The organism is Citrobacter sp. On2M (assembly GCF_018035235.1).
Lineage (GTDB): Bacteria > Pseudomonadota > Gammaproteobacteria > Enterobacterales > Enterobacteriaceae > Citrobacter > Citrobacter meridianamericanus.
The window spans coordinates 547271-564168 of sequence record NZ_WPCV01000002.1; the positions used below are offsets into that span (position 1 = coordinate 547271).

13 protein-coding genes are annotated in these 16898 nt (G+C 51.2%); 6 read left to right on the forward strand and 7 right to left on the reverse strand.

The features are described from left to right. Positions 1-213: 213 nt before the first annotated feature. The 7 genes from On2M_RS04785 to thpR all read right to left on the reverse strand — a co-directional run bounded on the left by On2M_RS04785 (position 214) and on the right by thpR (position 6175). Positions 214-804, reverse strand: coding sequence for a fimbrial protein (locus On2M_RS04785; RefSeq protein WP_210904451.1), 591 nt, complete (start codon positions 802-804; stop codon positions 214-216). A gap of 579 nt (positions 805-1383) precedes the next feature. Next, a complete protein-coding gene (gene folK, locus On2M_RS04790) occupies positions 1384-1863 on the reverse strand; it encodes a 2-amino-4-hydroxy-6-hydroxymethyldihydropteridine diphosphokinase (protein ID WP_210904452.1) in 480 nt (159 codons plus the stop codon). Then, on the reverse strand, positions 1860-3254 hold the full coding sequence (gene pcnB / locus On2M_RS04795) for a polynucleotide adenylyltransferase PcnB (protein WP_210904658.1): 1395 nt from the start codon (positions 3252-3254) through the stop codon (positions 1860-1862). Before pcnB ends, folK begins: the two co-directional genes overlap by 4 nt. 71 nt (positions 3255-3325) lie before the next feature. Beyond that, positions 3326-4222, reverse strand: coding sequence for a tRNA glutamyl-Q(34) synthetase GluQRS (gene gluQRS / locus On2M_RS04800; protein ID WP_210904453.1), 897 nt, complete (start codon positions 4220-4222; stop codon positions 3326-3328). 69 nt (positions 4223-4291) lie between these two features. Continuing rightward, positions 4292-4747: an RNA polymerase-binding protein DksA gene (gene dksA / locus On2M_RS04805; RefSeq protein WP_003018625.1), complete on the reverse strand. Its 456-nt coding sequence runs from the start codon at positions 4745-4747 to the stop codon at positions 4292-4294. A 177-nt stretch (positions 4748-4924) separates the two neighbouring features. After that, the gene (sfsA, locus tag On2M_RS04810; protein ID WP_151216775.1) at positions 4925-5629 is read right to left on the reverse strand and encodes a DNA/RNA nuclease SfsA; all 705 of its coding nucleotides are present in this window, start codon (positions 5627-5629) and stop codon (positions 4925-4927) included. A gap of 15 nt (positions 5630-5644) precedes the next feature. Beyond that, entirely contained in the window at positions 5645-6175 is a 531-nt protein-coding gene (gene thpR / locus On2M_RS04815) for an RNA 2',3'-cyclic phosphodiesterase (protein ID WP_187253746.1), read from the reverse strand. A 73-nt stretch (positions 6176-6248) separates the two neighbouring features. Between thpR and hrpB the strand changes: the two genes are divergently transcribed. From hrpB to On2M_RS04845, 6 genes are all read left to right on the forward strand, one after another. Beyond that, positions 6249-8678 carry an ATP-dependent helicase HrpB gene (hrpB, locus tag On2M_RS04820; RefSeq protein WP_210904454.1) on the forward strand — a complete coding sequence of 810 codons (2430 nt, stop codon included), beginning with the start codon at positions 6249-6251 and terminating at the stop codon, positions 8676-8678. 79 nt (positions 8679-8757) lie between these two features. Then, complete coding sequence (mrcB, locus tag On2M_RS04825) at positions 8758-11295, forward strand: bifunctional glycosyl transferase/transpeptidase (RefSeq protein ID WP_210904455.1); 2538 nt, start codon at positions 8758-8760, stop codon at positions 11293-11295. A gap of 602 nt (positions 11296-11897) precedes the next feature. Further along, positions 11898-12440 carry a fimbrial protein gene (locus tag On2M_RS04830; RefSeq protein WP_151216777.1) on the forward strand — a complete coding sequence of 181 codons (543 nt, stop codon included), beginning with the start codon at positions 11898-11900 and terminating at the stop codon, positions 12438-12440. 51 nt (positions 12441-12491) lie between these two features. After that, complete coding sequence (locus On2M_RS04835; RefSeq protein ID WP_210904456.1) at positions 12492-13205, forward strand: molecular chaperone; 714 nt, start codon at positions 12492-12494, stop codon at positions 13203-13205. A gap of 31 nt (positions 13206-13236) precedes the next feature. Then, the gene (locus tag On2M_RS04840; RefSeq protein WP_210904457.1) at positions 13237-15720 is read left to right on the forward strand and encodes a fimbria/pilus outer membrane usher protein; all 2484 of its coding nucleotides are present in this window, start codon (positions 13237-13239) and stop codon (positions 15718-15720) included. Positions 15721-15734: 14 nt separating this feature from the next. Further along, positions 15735-16751 carry a fimbrial protein gene (locus On2M_RS04845; protein ID WP_210904458.1) on the forward strand — a complete coding sequence of 339 codons (1017 nt, stop codon included), beginning with the start codon at positions 15735-15737 and terminating at the stop codon, positions 16749-16751. Positions 16752-16898 lie beyond the last annotated feature (147 nt).

Consider the following 16898-nt stretch of genomic DNA (forward strand, 5'->3'; position numbering starts at 1 on the left):
ATAATTATGCATTATTATTTTTGGGGCCATTTTTCGCAATCTTGCTGTTTACACCATTGATTATATGAAATTATTTTGTTTGTGCTTTTTATTATTTTCGCTGTCTATTGTTGCGGCAGGATAAAACCGCATCCGCCTGCTATGTGCTTATTATGCGGTAGCAGGAAAACGAGGAGCTATCCCATTACTGCCGATAGCTCCAGAACCGGACCTTTACTCGTAGGTCAGAGTATAGGCAGTGTTCGATTTCACGTAACCCGGCGTTACAGGAACTGCGCTGGCCTGTCTGACGTAGGACGCCACAAAGTTAAAGGTGGCGATGCCGCTTTTGAACGACACCTGGTGAGTATCTGCGGGATTGTTGACTTTCACCTGTTTGTACGCCACGGCAGCGCCAGACGAATCGACCATGTGAATCGCCAGGTTAACGCCGCTTGCCGGGTTGATGATGGCTTTATCGTTGTTCAGTGTGCCGTTGGCATTGCTGAAGAACGTGGAAGCCATGCTGAGATTGGCTTTGGTATTCGACGTCGCAGCGCCGCAGTCTACGGTGATATAGAATCTTTCTGGCATAACGCCCGGTGTGGTGTCTGATACGCCGGGGTTGGCAGTGATATCAGCGGTTTTGGCGGTTTTCAGCTGTACCTGGCCGTCCTGGCTGCCACCGTTTACATGTGGCGCACAGGTGTTGTCACTCACCAGACCAGCGAAGTCGACCTGACCGCCGTCTAATGCTGCAAGTGCAGAGGCGGAGAGCAGGGCAGCGGAGAAAGCAACCGATAGTGCGATGATTTTTTTCTTCACAAGAATATCCTTATATAAAGTTAATATGTGGCGCAATTTTTTATCTGGTAAATAAAAATATGGTTTATATGAAATTAATTCGTGTGAATTAAACCTGAATGTGGTTACTTTGTAAAATCCATGAGTTGAATTTAAAAAGTTTTATCATTCATAAATTGAATATTATTTTTTTACGTTATCTCCTTTGTCTTGAAGAAGATGTCATTGATATGTCTTTTTTACGCTAAACCATAGGTTTTGATTAATTTTTGAATGAAATGAGCATTTTTTTGTTTTTTTATTCGTTTTGGGGTGGTTTTAATACATGTCGAAATGGTTATTAAATATTAGAGGAGTGTCGGTATATTATTTATATTATTTGTTTTAATGATGTAATTGCGTTATTTAGAATTTTTGAATTGTTTTGTTAGAAGATATAAGGAGATGTGGGTTAAAATTTCAGCTAATATTAAAGGCGTTTCGGTAGATTGATTTAATATTTCTCGATAGATTATATGGTGATACTCGTCATCTACTCAAAACTCAGGCACGTGTTGTGACGCAAGCTGAATGATTCGTGCCTGCTTTATAAGCGCAATATTACCAGCGTTCGGGGCAGGGTGACACGTGACGCAGGCAGATAGCCAGCGGCTGGTTGTCATCGGGGAAGCGTAATTCAGGGGCTATTTCAAACAGTGGCCACAGCATAAATCCACGGTTCTTCATGTCATAATGTGGCACGGTCAGACGGTCGGTATTCATCACTTCATCACCAAACAGCATTATATCAAGGTCCAGCGTACGCGGCCCCCAGCGTTCGGCTTTACGCACGCGTCCCTGCTGTAGCTCAATGCGTTGGGTGTGATTAAGCAGTTCTTCGGGCGCGAGAGTCGTTTCCAGCGCCACGGCGGCGTTCAGGTAGTCTGGCTGATCCTGTGGGCCTAACGGCGGTGTACGGTAAAACGAGGAAACTGCGACGATGCGGCTGTCGGGAATATCGCCTATCGCTTGCACGGCAGCATTAACCTGCTCCAGAGGTGAGGCTAAATTACTGCCGAGCGCAATATAAACGAGGGTCACGAAGAACCTTCACGACGCGGGGCACGTTTACGCGGGCGACGATGTCGACGGCGCTCTGGTTCTTCGTCGAGTTCGTTCAGCATGCCTTTTTGTTCCGGCGGCGCGGAAACCTGGAATTCACTCCACCACTGCGCCAGACGCTGCAGCTCTGCGTTGTGTTCCACTTCGGCGCGCAGGGCCAGTAGGTCGTAGGCAGCGCGGAATTTTGGATGCTCCATCAGCTTCCAGGCGCGTTTGCCCTGACGGCGGGACATACGTAGTTGTAGCTGCCAGATATCGCGGGTCAACGAGGTCAGGCGCTTAGGAATAGCCAGCGAGCGGCAGGCTTCGTCCAGTACGTCGTTCATCGCCAGCGCGAAAGCGTCGTAGTAGGCCAGACCGCTCTCCTGCGCGATTTTCTGCGCGGCTTCCAGTAACGGATACCAGAACATGGCGGCGAACAGGAACGCCGGGTTAACGCGCATATCATTGTTGATGCGGTTATCGGTATTCTTCAGCACCTGGGCGATGATGCGCTCCATCGGGCTGTCGCCGTCTTCGGTGAAATAGCGCGTAATAGTTGGGAACAACGGCTGGAACAGGCTGTACTCACGCAGTTTTTTATAGGTTTCATACCCATAGCCCGCCTGTAACAGCTTGAGCGCTTCTTCAAACAAGCGCGCGGGAGGAATATCGTTAAGCAGCGTTGCCAGACGCGGGATCGGTTCTGCGGTTTCCGGGCTGATGCGCATGTCGAGCTTGGCGGCAAAGCGTACGGCACGCAGCATACGTACAGGATCTTCACGATAGCGCGTTTCTGGATTACCGATCAGGCGGATGACGCCATCTTCGAGATCCTGCATGCCTCCGACGTAATCACGTACGGTGAAATCGGCCACGCTGTAATACAGGCTGTTAATCGTGAAGTCGCGACGCTGAGCATCTTCCTCGATGGAGCCGAAGATGTTGTCGCGCAGCAGCATACCGTTTTGCCCGCGTTGTGACGTTGTGCGATCGGACTCGCTGCCTTCATGGTGTCCACGAAAGGTCGCGACTTCGATAATTTCCGGGCCAAACATGACATGGGCCAGACGGAATCGACGCCCAACCAGGCGACAGTTACGAAACAGTTTTCGCACCTGATCCGGCGTTGCATTGGTGGTGACATCAAAATCTTTCGGCTTTTTGCCCAGCAAAAGATCACGTACGCCACCGCCTACCAGCCATGCCTCGTATCCGGCCTTATTGAGCCTGTACATTACCTTCAGGGCATTTTCACTGATATCTTTGCGGGAGATAGAGTGCTGCTCACGCGGGATTACCGTCATATGTGGACGGGCGACGGCAAGCTCGGCCTCGCGCTCCTCGCGGCTTAGCACCTTGCGGCAAAAATTAGCGACTCGGGTAAAAATAGTGCACCTCGGTAGTGTCAAACTTCAGTAAAGACAAGTGTTGCTGTGTAAAAATCGCGGCTAATCATAGCTCAGCATGAGGCATTTGAGAATGCCGGATTTATGCTTACCTGTTCTGGTACCCTGGTGAGATCCCAGTTAGCCACGGCAAATTGCAGGAGTTGTGCCACTGACATATCCCGCCAGTCGTTATAACTGGGCTGCCCCAAAAAGCGTAATGCATCAATCAGTACCGGGCGCGGATCGCCATTGGGCAGTGCAGGCGCATGATTCTGCTTGGAAAGTTTAGCGCCTTGTTCATTGAGCGCCAGTGGCAGATGAATATAGTCTGGTGCTTGCCAGCCGAACTGTTGATACAACGAAATCTGCCGTACCGTTGGTTCGATAAGATCGGCACCACGCACAATCTCCGTCACGCCCTGGAAGTGATCGTCCACCACCACCGCGAGATTATAGGCAAACAGCCCGTCACGCCGATGGATGATAAAATCTTCCCTTGCGAGTTGCGGGTCAGCCTGAATCACACCGCGCAGTTGGTCGGTAAACTGCAGTACCGGATGGTGCTGTTTAATACGTACCGCCGCCTGCTCTGGCCCATGACGTAACTCACGGCAGTGACCATCGTAAATACCGCCGACGCTTTGAATACGCGCACGTGTGCAGGTGCAGTAATAGCTCAGATCCTGCTGATGCAGCCAGGCGAGTGCCTCGCGGTAAGCGTCATGACGTTGAGATTGCCATAAAATATCGCCGTCCCAATGCAGTCCGTAATGTTCCAGCTGACGCAGAATTGTGTCTGCAGCACCGGGAACTTCACGAGGGGGGTCAATATCTTCAATACGTACGCGCCAGATTCCGCGATGAGCCCGCGCCTGCAGGTAGCTCCCGAGGGCGGCAATCAGTGAACCGAAATGTAGCTCGCCAGAGGGGGAAGGGGCGAAGCGGCCAGTATAGTGTGAATCGCTCATTTTGCGGGCTAACAAATAATAAGGCGGGAGAAGCTCCCGCCTGTAGTCAACGTGGTAAAATGGCCGGAATTAACCTGCCATTTGTTTTTCGCGGATTTCTGCCAGCGTTTTACAGTCGATGCACAGATCGGCTGTTGGACGCGCTTCCAGACGGCGAATACCAATTTCTACGCCGCATGATTCGCAGTAGCCGAAATCTTCATCTTCTACTTTCTTCAGCGTCTTCTCGATCTTTTTGATCAGTTTGCGCTCACGATCACGGTTACGCAGCTCAAGGCTGAATTCTTCTTCCTGCGCGGCACGGTCCACCGGATCAGGGAAGTTAGCCGCTTCGTCTTGCATATGAGATACGGTGCGATCAACTTCATCCCTAAGTTGATTACGCCATGCCTCAAGAATACGCCTGAAGTGCGACAGCTGGGCTTCGTTCATATACTCTTCGCCCGGTTTCTCCTGGTACGGCTCCACCCCAGCGATGGCGAGAATACTCAGGGACGATGTTTTACGGTTTTGCCCTTCTTGCATGTTGCTTCTCCTTAACACGCACTATCGATCCCCATGTTCGGGGGAAAAATCAGGTCGCTATAAATAGCAGATGCTTTTCCGGATAGCAATTATCTAAACGTAACACTTGACAACCCTGTGAGGAAAAGCGTATTTGCCCACGCGCCCAGAATACTAATTAACCAAATGTTTACACCATTACAAGGTAATGGGCAATGGCTCTTTAAGAGTCATACCATGGGCAGAAAGTTCCGCTTTATAAACCAGAATTTCTACCCCCTTAAGCTGTGCTTCAACTAATAATTGCGCATATTTAGCATCGATATGACGCGCGGGTGAAAACCGTGTAATGGCTGAATGCAACACCGCAAAAAATATCACGGCACGCTTGCCTTCAGCCGCTACGCTCATCAATTCCCGAAGATGTTTCTGACCTCGTTCAGTAATGGCATCGGGAAAATAACCCTGATCTTTTTCCGCCAACGTGACTGATTTCACTTCAATATAGCAGTCAGGTCGGGAATCCGCCTGTAACAAAAAGTCTATGCGACTCCCTTCGGTGCCGTATTTTACTTCACTTTTCAAGGTGCTGTAGCCTGAAACTTCTGAAATGAGCTCATTCTCAATAGCTTCTTTCGTTAATTTGTTGGCCCACAGCGTGTTAACACAAATAAAAGCGCCCTTTTGCGTTTGTGTTAATTCCCAGGTATGGGGATATTTCCGTTTAGTATTTTCTGATGTCGAATACCAGACTGTGTCCCCCGGCGTTGCACATCCGGTCATCGCTCCCGTATTGGGGCAGTGTAATGTTAGCGCTGTGCCATCCGGTGTAATCACATCCGCTAAAAAACGCTTATAGCGCAGGATGAGCGTGGCAGGTTGTAAAGGTGGAGAAAATTGCATGAACAGTCCCTTTGATTATTCAGTCAGCATCCAGCGTTGCAGTGGCGTGTAACGCGTGCGTCCCCGCGATAGTGAAGAGGAATACAGCGCAAACTCCGTGACCGGAAATGACCAGCCAAAGCCAGGTGCGGGGAGAGATACCGCATGACCCGCATCGCGCAGCAGTGTGATATGTGGATGAAACGGCTGTGGACTTTGGTAGCACCCGCTTCGTGCGGCCTGCGCCCGCAGCATATTCGCCAGTTGCAGCAGGCCGCGCGGCGGCTGACGCATTCCCAGCCACACAACCCGCGAGCGCAGCCATTGTCCGGCATCATCAAGTTTGAGGGTAAAACCCGGCTGGCGAATACGTCCGGCAAGCTGTGACAGCGCCTGCTGTTTCTCCGCGCTGACGTCGCCTAAAAAGGCCAGCGTCAGATGCAGATTATCAGCGGCGACGGGACGACCCGCTTCAGCGGGAAACTGCGCGGCCCGCCAGTGGATGAGCTGCTCCCGAACCTCGCCTGGCAATTCAATCGCAAAGAACAGCCTTTTTGGCTCAGTCATGATGGATACTCGGTTATGAATTAACGCGATGCTACAATGCAGCGCGAAGAATGTTAACCCTCTGGAGCCATTTGTGACGTCGTTGCCCGTTGCCGCCGTAGTGCCTGAACTGCTTACCGCCCTTGATGCCTCGTTGCAGGTTTTGCTGACGGCGCCGACTGGTGTCGGGAAATCGACCTGGCTGCCGTTGCGACTTCTTGAGCACCGCGGCATCAAGGGGCGCATTATTTTGCTGGAGCCTCGGCGTCTGGCTGCGCGTAATGTGGCGCAACGATTAGCGGAATTGCTGAATGAAAAGCCTGGTGAGACTGTCGGCTACCGGATGCGTGCGCAAAGTTGCGTAGGGCCGCAGACCCGCCTTGAGGTGGTGACGGAAGGTGTCCTGACGCGCATGATCCAGCGCGATCCTGAGTTGTCGGGCGTTGGGCTGGTGATCCTCGACGAATTTCACGAGCGGAGTTTGCAAGCTGACCTGGCGCTGGCGCTGTTACTGGATGTGCAGCAAGGGCTGCGCGACGACCTGAAGCTGTTGATCATGTCCGCCACTCTGGATAATGGGCGTTTGCAGCAGATGTTACCCGATGCGCCGACGATTGTCTCTGAAGGCCGGGCATTTCCTGTTGAACGGCGGTATCAGCCGTTGGCGGCACACCTGCGTTTTGATGAAGCGGTAGCGATAGCGGCGGCAGAATTCTTGCGCCATGAAAGCGGGTCGCTGCTGCTGTTTTTACCGGGCGTGGGGGAAATCCTGCGCGTGAAGGAACAGCTGACATCACGTGTGGGCAGTGATGTGCTGCTATGTCCACTATACGGTGCATTGACGCTTGCCGAGCAGCGTCAGGCGATTTTGCCCGCGCCGCAAGGTAAGCGCAAAGTGGTGCTGGCGACCAATATTGCCGAAACCAGCTTAACGATTGAAGGCATCCGGTTGGTGGTCGACTGCGCCCAGGAGCGAGTGGCGCGCTATGACGCGCGCACCGGTTTAACGCGGTTGATTACCCAGCGCATTAGCCAGGCATCGATGATCCAGCGAGCCGGGCGTGCAGGTCGTCTGGAGCCCGGTATCTGTCTGCATCTGCTTGCCAAAGAGCAGGCCGAAAGAGCGGCGGCGCAGGGAGAACCCGAGATATTACAGAGCGATCTGTCCGGACTGTTGATGGAACTGCTGCAATGGGGATGCACCGATCCTGCGCAGTTGAACTGGCTGGATACGCCGCCAGCTATCAACCTGCAGGCAGCAAAACGGCTGTTGCAGATGCTGGGCGCGCTTGAGGGCGACAGACTCAGCGTCACGGGGCAAAAAATGGCGGCGTTGGGTAACGATCCCCGTTTAGCGGCTATGCTGGTTAGCACCAACAGTGACGATGAAGCGGCATCGGCGGCAAAACTGGCAGCAATTCTGGAAGAGCCGCCGCGCGGTGGCAGTAGCGATTTGGCTGTTGTGTTTTCACGAAATCAGCCCGTCTGGCAGCAGCGTAGTCAACAATTACTGAAACGGCTTAACGTTCGCAGCGGGCAGCCAGATAGCGCGCTGCTCTCCTCGTTGCTGGCGCAGGCGTTTGCCGATCGGATCGCGCGTCGACGTGGACAAGAAGGACGCTATCAACTGGCCAACGGCATGGGGGCAATGCTGGATGCCGATGACGCTCTTGGACGCCATGAATGGTTGATTGCGCCGTTGTTATTGCAAGGCAGCGCGTCACCAGATGCGCGTATTTTACTGGCCTTGCCGCTGGATATTGAAGTGTTGATGCAGAGGTGTCCTGAACTGCTGCAACAGTCCGACACCATCGAATGGGATGAAGTCCAGGGAACGTTAAAAGCACTGCGCCGTACGCGGATAGGCCAGTTGACGCTAAAAGTGCAGCCACTGGCCAAGCCCTCGGAAGAGGAGTTGCATCAGGCGATGCTGAATGGTATTCGCGATAAAGGGCTAAGTGTGCTCAACTGGACACCGGAGGCCGAGCAGCTTCGGCTGCGTTTGCAATGTGCGACAATCTGGTTGCCGGAGTACGACTGGCCCGCGGTAGATGAGGATTCTCTGTTGAAGACGCTGGAGCGTTGGCTGCTGCCACACATGAGCGGTGTGCACTCTTTACGCGCGTTAAAAGCACTCAATGTGGGTCAGGCATTGCGAGGTTTGCTGGACTGGTCAATGCTGCAACGTCTGGATAGTGAACTGCCAGCGCATTACACTGTGCCAACGGGAAGCCGGATAGCCATTCGCTATCATGAGGATAATCCTCCTGTATTGGCCGTTCGGATGCAGGAAATGTTTGGTGAAGCAAACACTCCGACTATCGCCCAGGGACGCGTGCCGCTGGTGCTGGAGCTGTTGTCTCCGGCCCAAAGACCGCTACAGGTGACGAGCGATCTAAGCGCGTTCTGGCAGGGATCGTACCGCGAGGTGCAAAAAGAGATGAAAGGGCGTTATCCCAAACATGTCTGGCCGGACGATCCGGCGAATACCGCGCCAACGCGGCGCACCAAAAAGTATTCATAATTTGAGAGATTTCTTCTTCTGTCGCAGGGCGGAAGAACTGAGAATCGGCCTTTGCGCCTGAATGTTGCGGAGAAAAAGCATGGCGGGGAATGACCGCGAGCCAATTGGACGTAAAGGGAAACCCTCGCGTCCGGTGAAACAAAAGGTGAGCCGTCGTCAACTCAGAGATGAAGAGTATGACGACGATTATGATGATGATGACTATGAGGATGAAGAACCGATGCCGCGTAAGGGTAAAGGCAAAGGGCGTAAGCCTCGTGGTAAACGCGGCTGGTTCTGGCTGCTGGTAAAACTGTCGATTGTTTTTTTGGTGCTGATCGCCATTTACGGCGTGTATCTGGACCAAAAAATCCGTAGCCGTATAGACGGTAAAGTCTGGCAGCTTCCTGCTGCAGTATATGGTCGCATGGTTAACCTTGAGCCAGAAATGCCGATCGGCAAGAACGAAATGGTGAAGTTGCTGGAAGCCACGCAGTACCGTCAGGTAACGAAGATGACGCGTCCAGGCGAATTCACCGTGCAGGCGAAAAGCATTGAGATGATTCGTCGTCCGTTTGACTTCCCGGACAGTAAAGAAGGGCAGGTGCGCGCGCGTCTGACCTTTGACGGTGATCATCTGGACACCATCGAGAATATGGATAACAACCGCCAGTTCGGTTTCTTCCGTCTCGATCCACGCCTGATTACCATGCTCTCTTCACCTAATGGCGAGCAGCGCTTGTTTGTCCCGCGCAGTGGATTCCCGGATCTGCTGGTCGATACGCTACTGGCAACCGAAGACCGTCACTTCTATGAGCATGATGGCGTCAGCCTCTACTCGATTGGTCGTGCGGTGCTGGCCAACCTGACGGCCGGTCGCACGGTGCAGGGGGCGAGTACGCTGACTCAGCAGCTCGTGAAGAACCTGTTCCTGTCCAGCGAACGTTCTTACTGGCGTAAGGCCAACGAAGCTTACATGGCGCTGCTGATGGATGCGCGTTACAGCAAAGATCGCATTCTTGAGCTGTACATGAACGAAGTCTATCTCGGTCAAAGCGGCGATAATGAAATTCGCGGCTTCCCGCTGGCGAGCCTCTATTATTTCGGTCGTCCGGTGGAAGAACTGAGCCTCGACCAGCAGGCGTTGCTGGTGGGGATGGTTAAAGGGGCGTCAATCTATAACCCATGGCGTAACCCGAAGCTGGCGCTGGAGCGTCGTAACCTGGTGCTACGTTTGCTGCAACAGCAGCAGATTATCGACCAGGATCTGTATGACATGCTGAGCGCGCGTCCGTTAGGCGTACAGCCGCGTGGTGGAGTGATCTCGCCGCAGCCAGCCTTTATGCAGATGGTGCGTCAGGAGCTCCAGGCGAAGCTGGGCGATAAAGTTAAAGATCTCTCCGGCGTGAAGATTTTCACCACCTTTGATTCCGTGGCGCAGGACGCTGCGGAAAAAGCGGCGGTGGAAGGCATTCCGGTGCTGAAGAAACAGCGTAAGCTGAGCGATCTGGAAACCGCGATTGTAGTGGTTGACCGCTTCAGTGGCGAAGTGCGTGCCATGGTTGGTGGAGCAGAACCGCAGTTTGCGGGCTATAACCGTGCGATGCAGGCGCGTCGTTCGATTGGTTCTCTGGCAAAGCCAGCGACTTATCTGACCGCGCTCAGTCAGCCGAAACTGTATCGCCTGAATACCTGGATTGCTGATGCGCCGATTGCGCTGCGTCAGCCGAACGGACAGGTCTGGTCGCCACAGAACGATGATCGTCGCTATAGCGAAAGCGGAAAAGTGATGCTGGTGGATGCGTTAACCCGCTCCATGAACGTACCGACGGTAAATCTGGGGATGGCGCTGGGCTTGCCTGCTGTGACTGATACCTGGATTAAACTGGGTGTGCCGAAGGATCAGCTCCACCCGGTTCCGGCCATGCTGCTCGGGGCGTTGAACCTGACGCCGATCGAAGTGGCGCAGGCGTTCCAGACTATCGCCAGCGGCGGCAACCGCGCGCCGCTCTCGGCGTTGCGTTCGGTAATTGCTGAAGATGGCACCGTGCTGTATCAGAGCTTCCCGCAGGCCGAGCGCGCCGTGCCAGCACAGGCGGCGTATATGACGCTGTGGACCATGCAGCAGGTGGTTCAGCGTGGTACGGGTCGTCAGCTTGGCGCGAAATATCCAGGCTTGCATCTGGCAGGGAAAACCGGGACCACTAACAACAACGTGGATACCTGGTTTGCCGGGATCGACGGCAGCCAGGTGACCATCACCTGGGTGGGACGTGATAACAACCAGCCAACCAAGCTGTACGGTGCCAGCGGTGCAATGTCGATTTATCAGCGTTATCTGGCTAACCAAACGCCAACGCCGCTGGTGCTGACGCCGCCGGAAGATGTGGTGGATATGGGCGTGGACTACGATGGTAACTTCGTGTGTAGCGGCGGTATGCGCACGCTGCCGGTCTGGACTACCGATCCTGATTCACTGTGTCAGCAGGGTGAAATGATGCAGCAGCCGACCGGAAATCCGTTCGATCAATCTTCTCAACCGCAGCAGCAACAGCAGCAACAGCAGCCACCGCAGCAAGAGAAGAAAGACAGCGATGGCGTAGCGGGCTGGATTAAGGATATGTTTGGCGGGAATTAATCTCGCTACCGTTGTACTTTCCCCCATATCAGCATGATGCCAATGCGTGCTGATGTGGGGATTTCCCCCTGTTTGACATCCCTGTTTTTACGCCGCTTCCTGACTAACCTCCAGTTTTTAAAGCAAATAGCATTGAAAATCGATTCGATTATTATGTGCCAATCATAAACAATAATTTTTTTGTATTTATTTCTGTGACAATTAAACGTTAAATTTTTTTGTTTTCGTTTTCTGGTTGCATTTTACAGTGAATTCCATAATGAAAATAATTAAATCCATCTAAAGTATTCTTTTGGTGTATGTATTTTTATCTTCTTAATGTTGAATTAAGTATAAATAATTTATGGGGATATTCTTAATTTAATCAATGTGTTGATTGTTATGTTATTTCACTGTGTGTGGGAAGGCTATTCGCTTTTATTCGTTTATCCTCGTATGATAAATCATCAAAGGGAATATTTTGATGTTGATAGATCTGATGTTTGTATAATATTCATGGAAATATATTGCTCATCATCATTTGCAGCCAGACTCTGTATTTCCTTTGATGCAATCCATTTATTTTAATGTTGATTTTTATGAGCATATGTAAGGAATGCGTTATGTGCAAAAAAATTCTCACCGACTTGTTCATGGGCGGTATGTTGGCAGGGATTGTGGCCCCAGCGTTAGCTGTTGATACGGGAAGCATTACTTTTACCGGGAAGATTGTCCCTGACTCTTGCGTAGTCGATGTCAATGGCGCTGGAGGAGAGGGGACGGTTACCTTTAATCAGTTGTCAAAAACTGCGTTTGGCGCAGATAAGAAAGTTGGCGATTCGCAATCTTTTGCCATCACCATCACGGGTTGTGATGAGGCGGTTCAAAACCTCAATATCAAGTTTGATGGGGCAAGCATCCCCGGATACAACGAGGAAGTATTGCAGCCTGGAGGAGAGGCAAAGAATGTCGGGGTTCGTATGCTGCCTGAAGGGAGCAGTAATTATGTGAAATTTGATGGTTCAGAACCGGATGTCGCGCTAAATAAGGCCAACGTTGGGAACGTAATATTTAACTATAAGGCTGAAGTGATTCAGGTTGGTAGCACTGCGCCGACCGCCGGTGATTACTCGGCACAAGCTACTTACACCCTGCTTTACCGTTAGTACCTGTCTAACCTGGCCCAGGCTGGGCCAGTATTTCAATGGAATGGAAATATGAAACGATTTATTATCGCATTAACCGCTATTTTCACTATCGGGATTCATCTTGCCCATGCTGGTGTTGTATTGGGGGGAACTCGCGTTATTTATCCTGCTAATCAGGCGGAAGTTCAGGTTGCGCTGAAAAATAAGGATAATGATAAGCGCTATCTTGTTCATAGCTGGGTAAGTAATATTGATGACAGCAAAGCCCCCTTTATTATTACTCCGCCAATTTATAAACTCGATGAAAATCATCAGACATTGTTGCATGTCGTTTATACCGGCAGTCAATCTTCTGTCCCTCAGGATCGTGAATCATTGTATATGGCAAATGTTAAATCCGTTTCCGCGATTCCTGAAGCATTGCGTGATAATAATACACTGCAATTTGCCATTAAAACCAAATTAAAGTTGTTCTACCGCCCGGTATCGTTGAAAGAGAGCGAGGCTAAAACCGCCTGGCAGTCACTGCAGTTTAGTCGCAGCCAAAACCAGCTTATCGTGAAGAATCCTACGCCATTTTACGTCACTTTTGGCCAACTCACCGTTGCTGGAAAAGAAATTAAACCCGCTGCAGATGGGAAAACACCTTCTGCATTAGCGATGATGGTCGCGCCGTTTGGCGAGCAGCGTTTCCCTTTATCATCATCGGTGAAAGGGGATGTGGTCTGGACTGCAATTAATGATTTCGGTTCAGAAACCGGGCAGCACAAACAGTCGCTGTAAATCAACTATTGATTTATCACGGGTGGTATTTATGGCTTCTGATCATACTGTTCGGATACTGGCCCTCAATTCGCTGACATTGGCTTTATTTACGATGAGTGGTGCAGTCTATGCCGAGGATTATTTTAATCTCGATGTTCTGGAAACGGGAACACCATTGGAAAATACGGGGGCGCTTGAATCTTATTTACAGCATAACGGGTTATCACCCGGGCGTTATTTAACATCGATTGTCTGGGATCAGGACCGAATTGATAAGCGAAATATAAATTACCTCCTTTCAAAAGATAATAAAAAACTGGTTCCACAACTGACCAAAGCAGAATGGCGCGAGCTCGGTGTGAAAGTGGATGCCATACCGACATTAAAGAATATTGATGATAATACGCTGCTGGGCGATATCAGCGAATATATCGTCGATGCACACGATGACTTCAACCCGGAGACCCAGGTACTGCAATTACGCATCCCTCAGATATACCGTGACCGGCAAATGTCGGGGGAAAGCAACCCCGCTTCCTGGGATGACGGCATTCCGGCGCTGTGGACGAGCTACTATGTCTCGGGGACGCATCAACAATTGAACGGCGACAGCAATGTATCCAACTGGGCGAGCTTCAATTCTGGAATGAATATCGGCCCCTGGCGTTTGCGTAACGCCAGTAACTGGGGAAATGATGATGGCTGGCAATCCATTAGTACGACGCTGTCCCGTGATATCAAGCGTTTACGCAGCCAGCTTCAGTTTGGGCAAACCGCTACCAATGGTGAACTGTTCGACAGTGTGCAAATGACGGGTATGAAGCTGGAAACGGATACCAGCATGCTGCCCAGCGGGTTGCAGGGATTTGCGCCGGTCGTTCGTGGCATCGCCAACAGCGATGCCAAAGTGACCGTTAAGCAAAATGGTTACACCGTTTACCAGACAAACGTTTCACCGGGCCCATTTGAAATCCGTGATTTAGCGCAGGTGACGGCAGGGGCGGATCTGGAAGTCACTGTGACGGAAGCCGATGGCACGGAAAGGAGCTTTATTCAGGCGAGCTCCTCGGTGCCGATCATGCAGCGTGATGGCGCGTTGAAATACAGCCTGGCGATGGGGAAATATCGCGATACGGATAGCCATGAGAAACCAGAATTTGGTCAGGCAACGCTGATTTACGGCTTGCCGTATGGCATTACCGCTTACGGCGGTGTGCAGGGCGCGTCAATGTACCATGCCGGGCTGGTCGGTATCGGGGCGGATTTACATCATTTGGGCTCGCTGTCGATGGATTTAACCATGGCCAAAACGGCTTTTGACGACAGTCGCTCTGATACCAGCGGCCAGTCGTGGCGCGTGCAGTACGCCAAAGATTTTCCGCTGACCGATACCACGGTCACGTTAGCCAGCTATCGTTACTCCACGTCCGGGTTTTATACCTTTCAGGAGGCGCTCGACAAGCGAAATAGTCGCTATGACGACGACAGCATCTACAGCTACCGCGACAGCTACAACCGTCGCAGCCGCCTGCAACTGAACGTGTCGCAGTCGTTACAGAGCTGGGGATCGGTGTATGCCAACGCTTATCAGCAGGACTACTGGGGAATGCAAGGCCATGAGCGCAGCGTCAGCATGGGCTACAGCAGCAGTTGGCAGGGTGTGAACTGGTCGCTGAATTACAGCCTCACCAAAACGCCGTCAACGGATAACGACCAGCAGTTTTCAGTATCGATTAACGTTCCGCTTTCGCGTTGGCTGCCGAATGCCTGGGCTACGTATAACCTGACGAGTTCGAAAACAGGCAACACGTCACATCAGGTTGGCGTTAACGGTACATTGCTGGAAAACAACAATTTAAATTACAACCTCCAGCAAACCTACACGGATAACAACGTGGGCTATGGGGCGTATCTCTCGTCACGCTATCGGGCTTCGGCGGGTGAATTCAGCGCCAATTACAGCTATCAAAAAAATAGCAAGCAGTGGGGCTATAGCGCGCAAGGATCTGTGGTGGCGCATTCGCAGGGGATTACGCTCGGGCAGTCAATTCAGGATGCCTTCGCCCTGGTGCATATCGCCGATGGTGACCACGTTAAAATACAGAATGCGCAGGGGATATACACCGATCGCTGGGGTAATGCGATCGTGCCGAATTTAACTAACTATCGGCGTAATACTGTCACTGTGAATACCGTGGGGCGTGACGATCTGGATATTCAGGATGCTGCTGTGGATGTGGTTCCCACGAAAGGCGCGGTGGTGGCGGCTCACTTTAGTGCTCGTTCGGGGAAACGGGCCTTGCTGACGCTGCGGCATGGCCAGGGCGTGGTGCCGTTTGGCGCAGTGGTGAGTATGGACGGGACGACATCAATCGTCGGCGACGATGGTGAAGCGTATGTCACAGGGCTCAAAGGAACGCAACGTTTTGAGGCGCAATGGGGAAATACCGCACAGACCAAATGTTCGGGACGCGTGAGCGTGCCGGAGAACGTAGGCGCAGGAATTCTTACGGCTACAGTGAATTGCCAATAACGGAAGGCTAGCGAATGAACTCACAAAAAATAAGATGCAGTATACTAATTTTAATAGCATTTATATCCTTTTGGTTGTCACCGGCAGTATTGGCCTCGTGTTATTTTTCTGGTGGTGGAGGAAATCCAGCGGAGGTGAATTTTACCATTCCTCAATTGATTGTGAATAGTGATGCACCGCCAGGAACTATTATTTACACGGCAGAAGCCACAAGCGCTTCGATTGCGGTGACATGTGATGCCGACGGCGATATTTATCAAGGATACAATAATGGTTTAATGCCAGATGATGCCAGACCGGACAATCCGCTTAAAGGTGTTTATGCAACGAATATTCCGGGGATTGGTTTTCGCGCTGCCTGGGCGAATAATACTAACGCAACATTAAATGAGGGGGCATTAATTAGCCTCTGGCATATGGGCAGTTCAAAAGTACGTAAATCAGATGGTTACTATCCCATAAAGCTTCATGCCATTATTCAGTTTGTGGTAACCGGTACCGTTTATTCTGGCGGTGGCGTTGTGCATACCCCACAGTTTTATGCAGACTGGAAATATGACAATCTGGTGATGGGGAAACTGCGTTTTTCCGATATAAGCGTTTTTGTACAATCACAAACCTGCGAGCTAACAGAAAAAAATATTACGGTGCCATTAAATGATATTACCGCTGGGGAGTTTACGAATAATGTCTCAAAAGTCGTTTCGGACGATCGTTTTAAAATCCAGTTAAATAATTGTGATGCCGGGATTCAAGTTGACTATCAGTTTACTTCTGCAGGCTCAACCGGTGTGACGGACGGCACTATTTTGAATATTGCTAATGGTGACAATGCCGCCAGCGGGGTGGGTATTCAAATTCTGGATAGCCACGATAATGTTCTTCGGTTTGATCAAAACTACACGGCGGTTGCGCAGACTACGCAGGATCAGTCTGTCACGATTCCGCTGAAAGCGCGTTATGCCAAAACCGGAACTGTGAAGGGAGGGCAGGTCAGCGCAGTGGCAACCTTTGAAGTGTATTATCGCTAAAGCCAGCCTCTGCTTGCCCTGAAACCGGGGGTTTTCTTTGATTCAACATTCCATCTTATTTTATTAACCCTTTATTTTCATCTGGTTATTTCTTGAGCCCTTAGTTTTGGTAGGGGGCTGTATTGCTTGCTATCGCATCAAATTTTG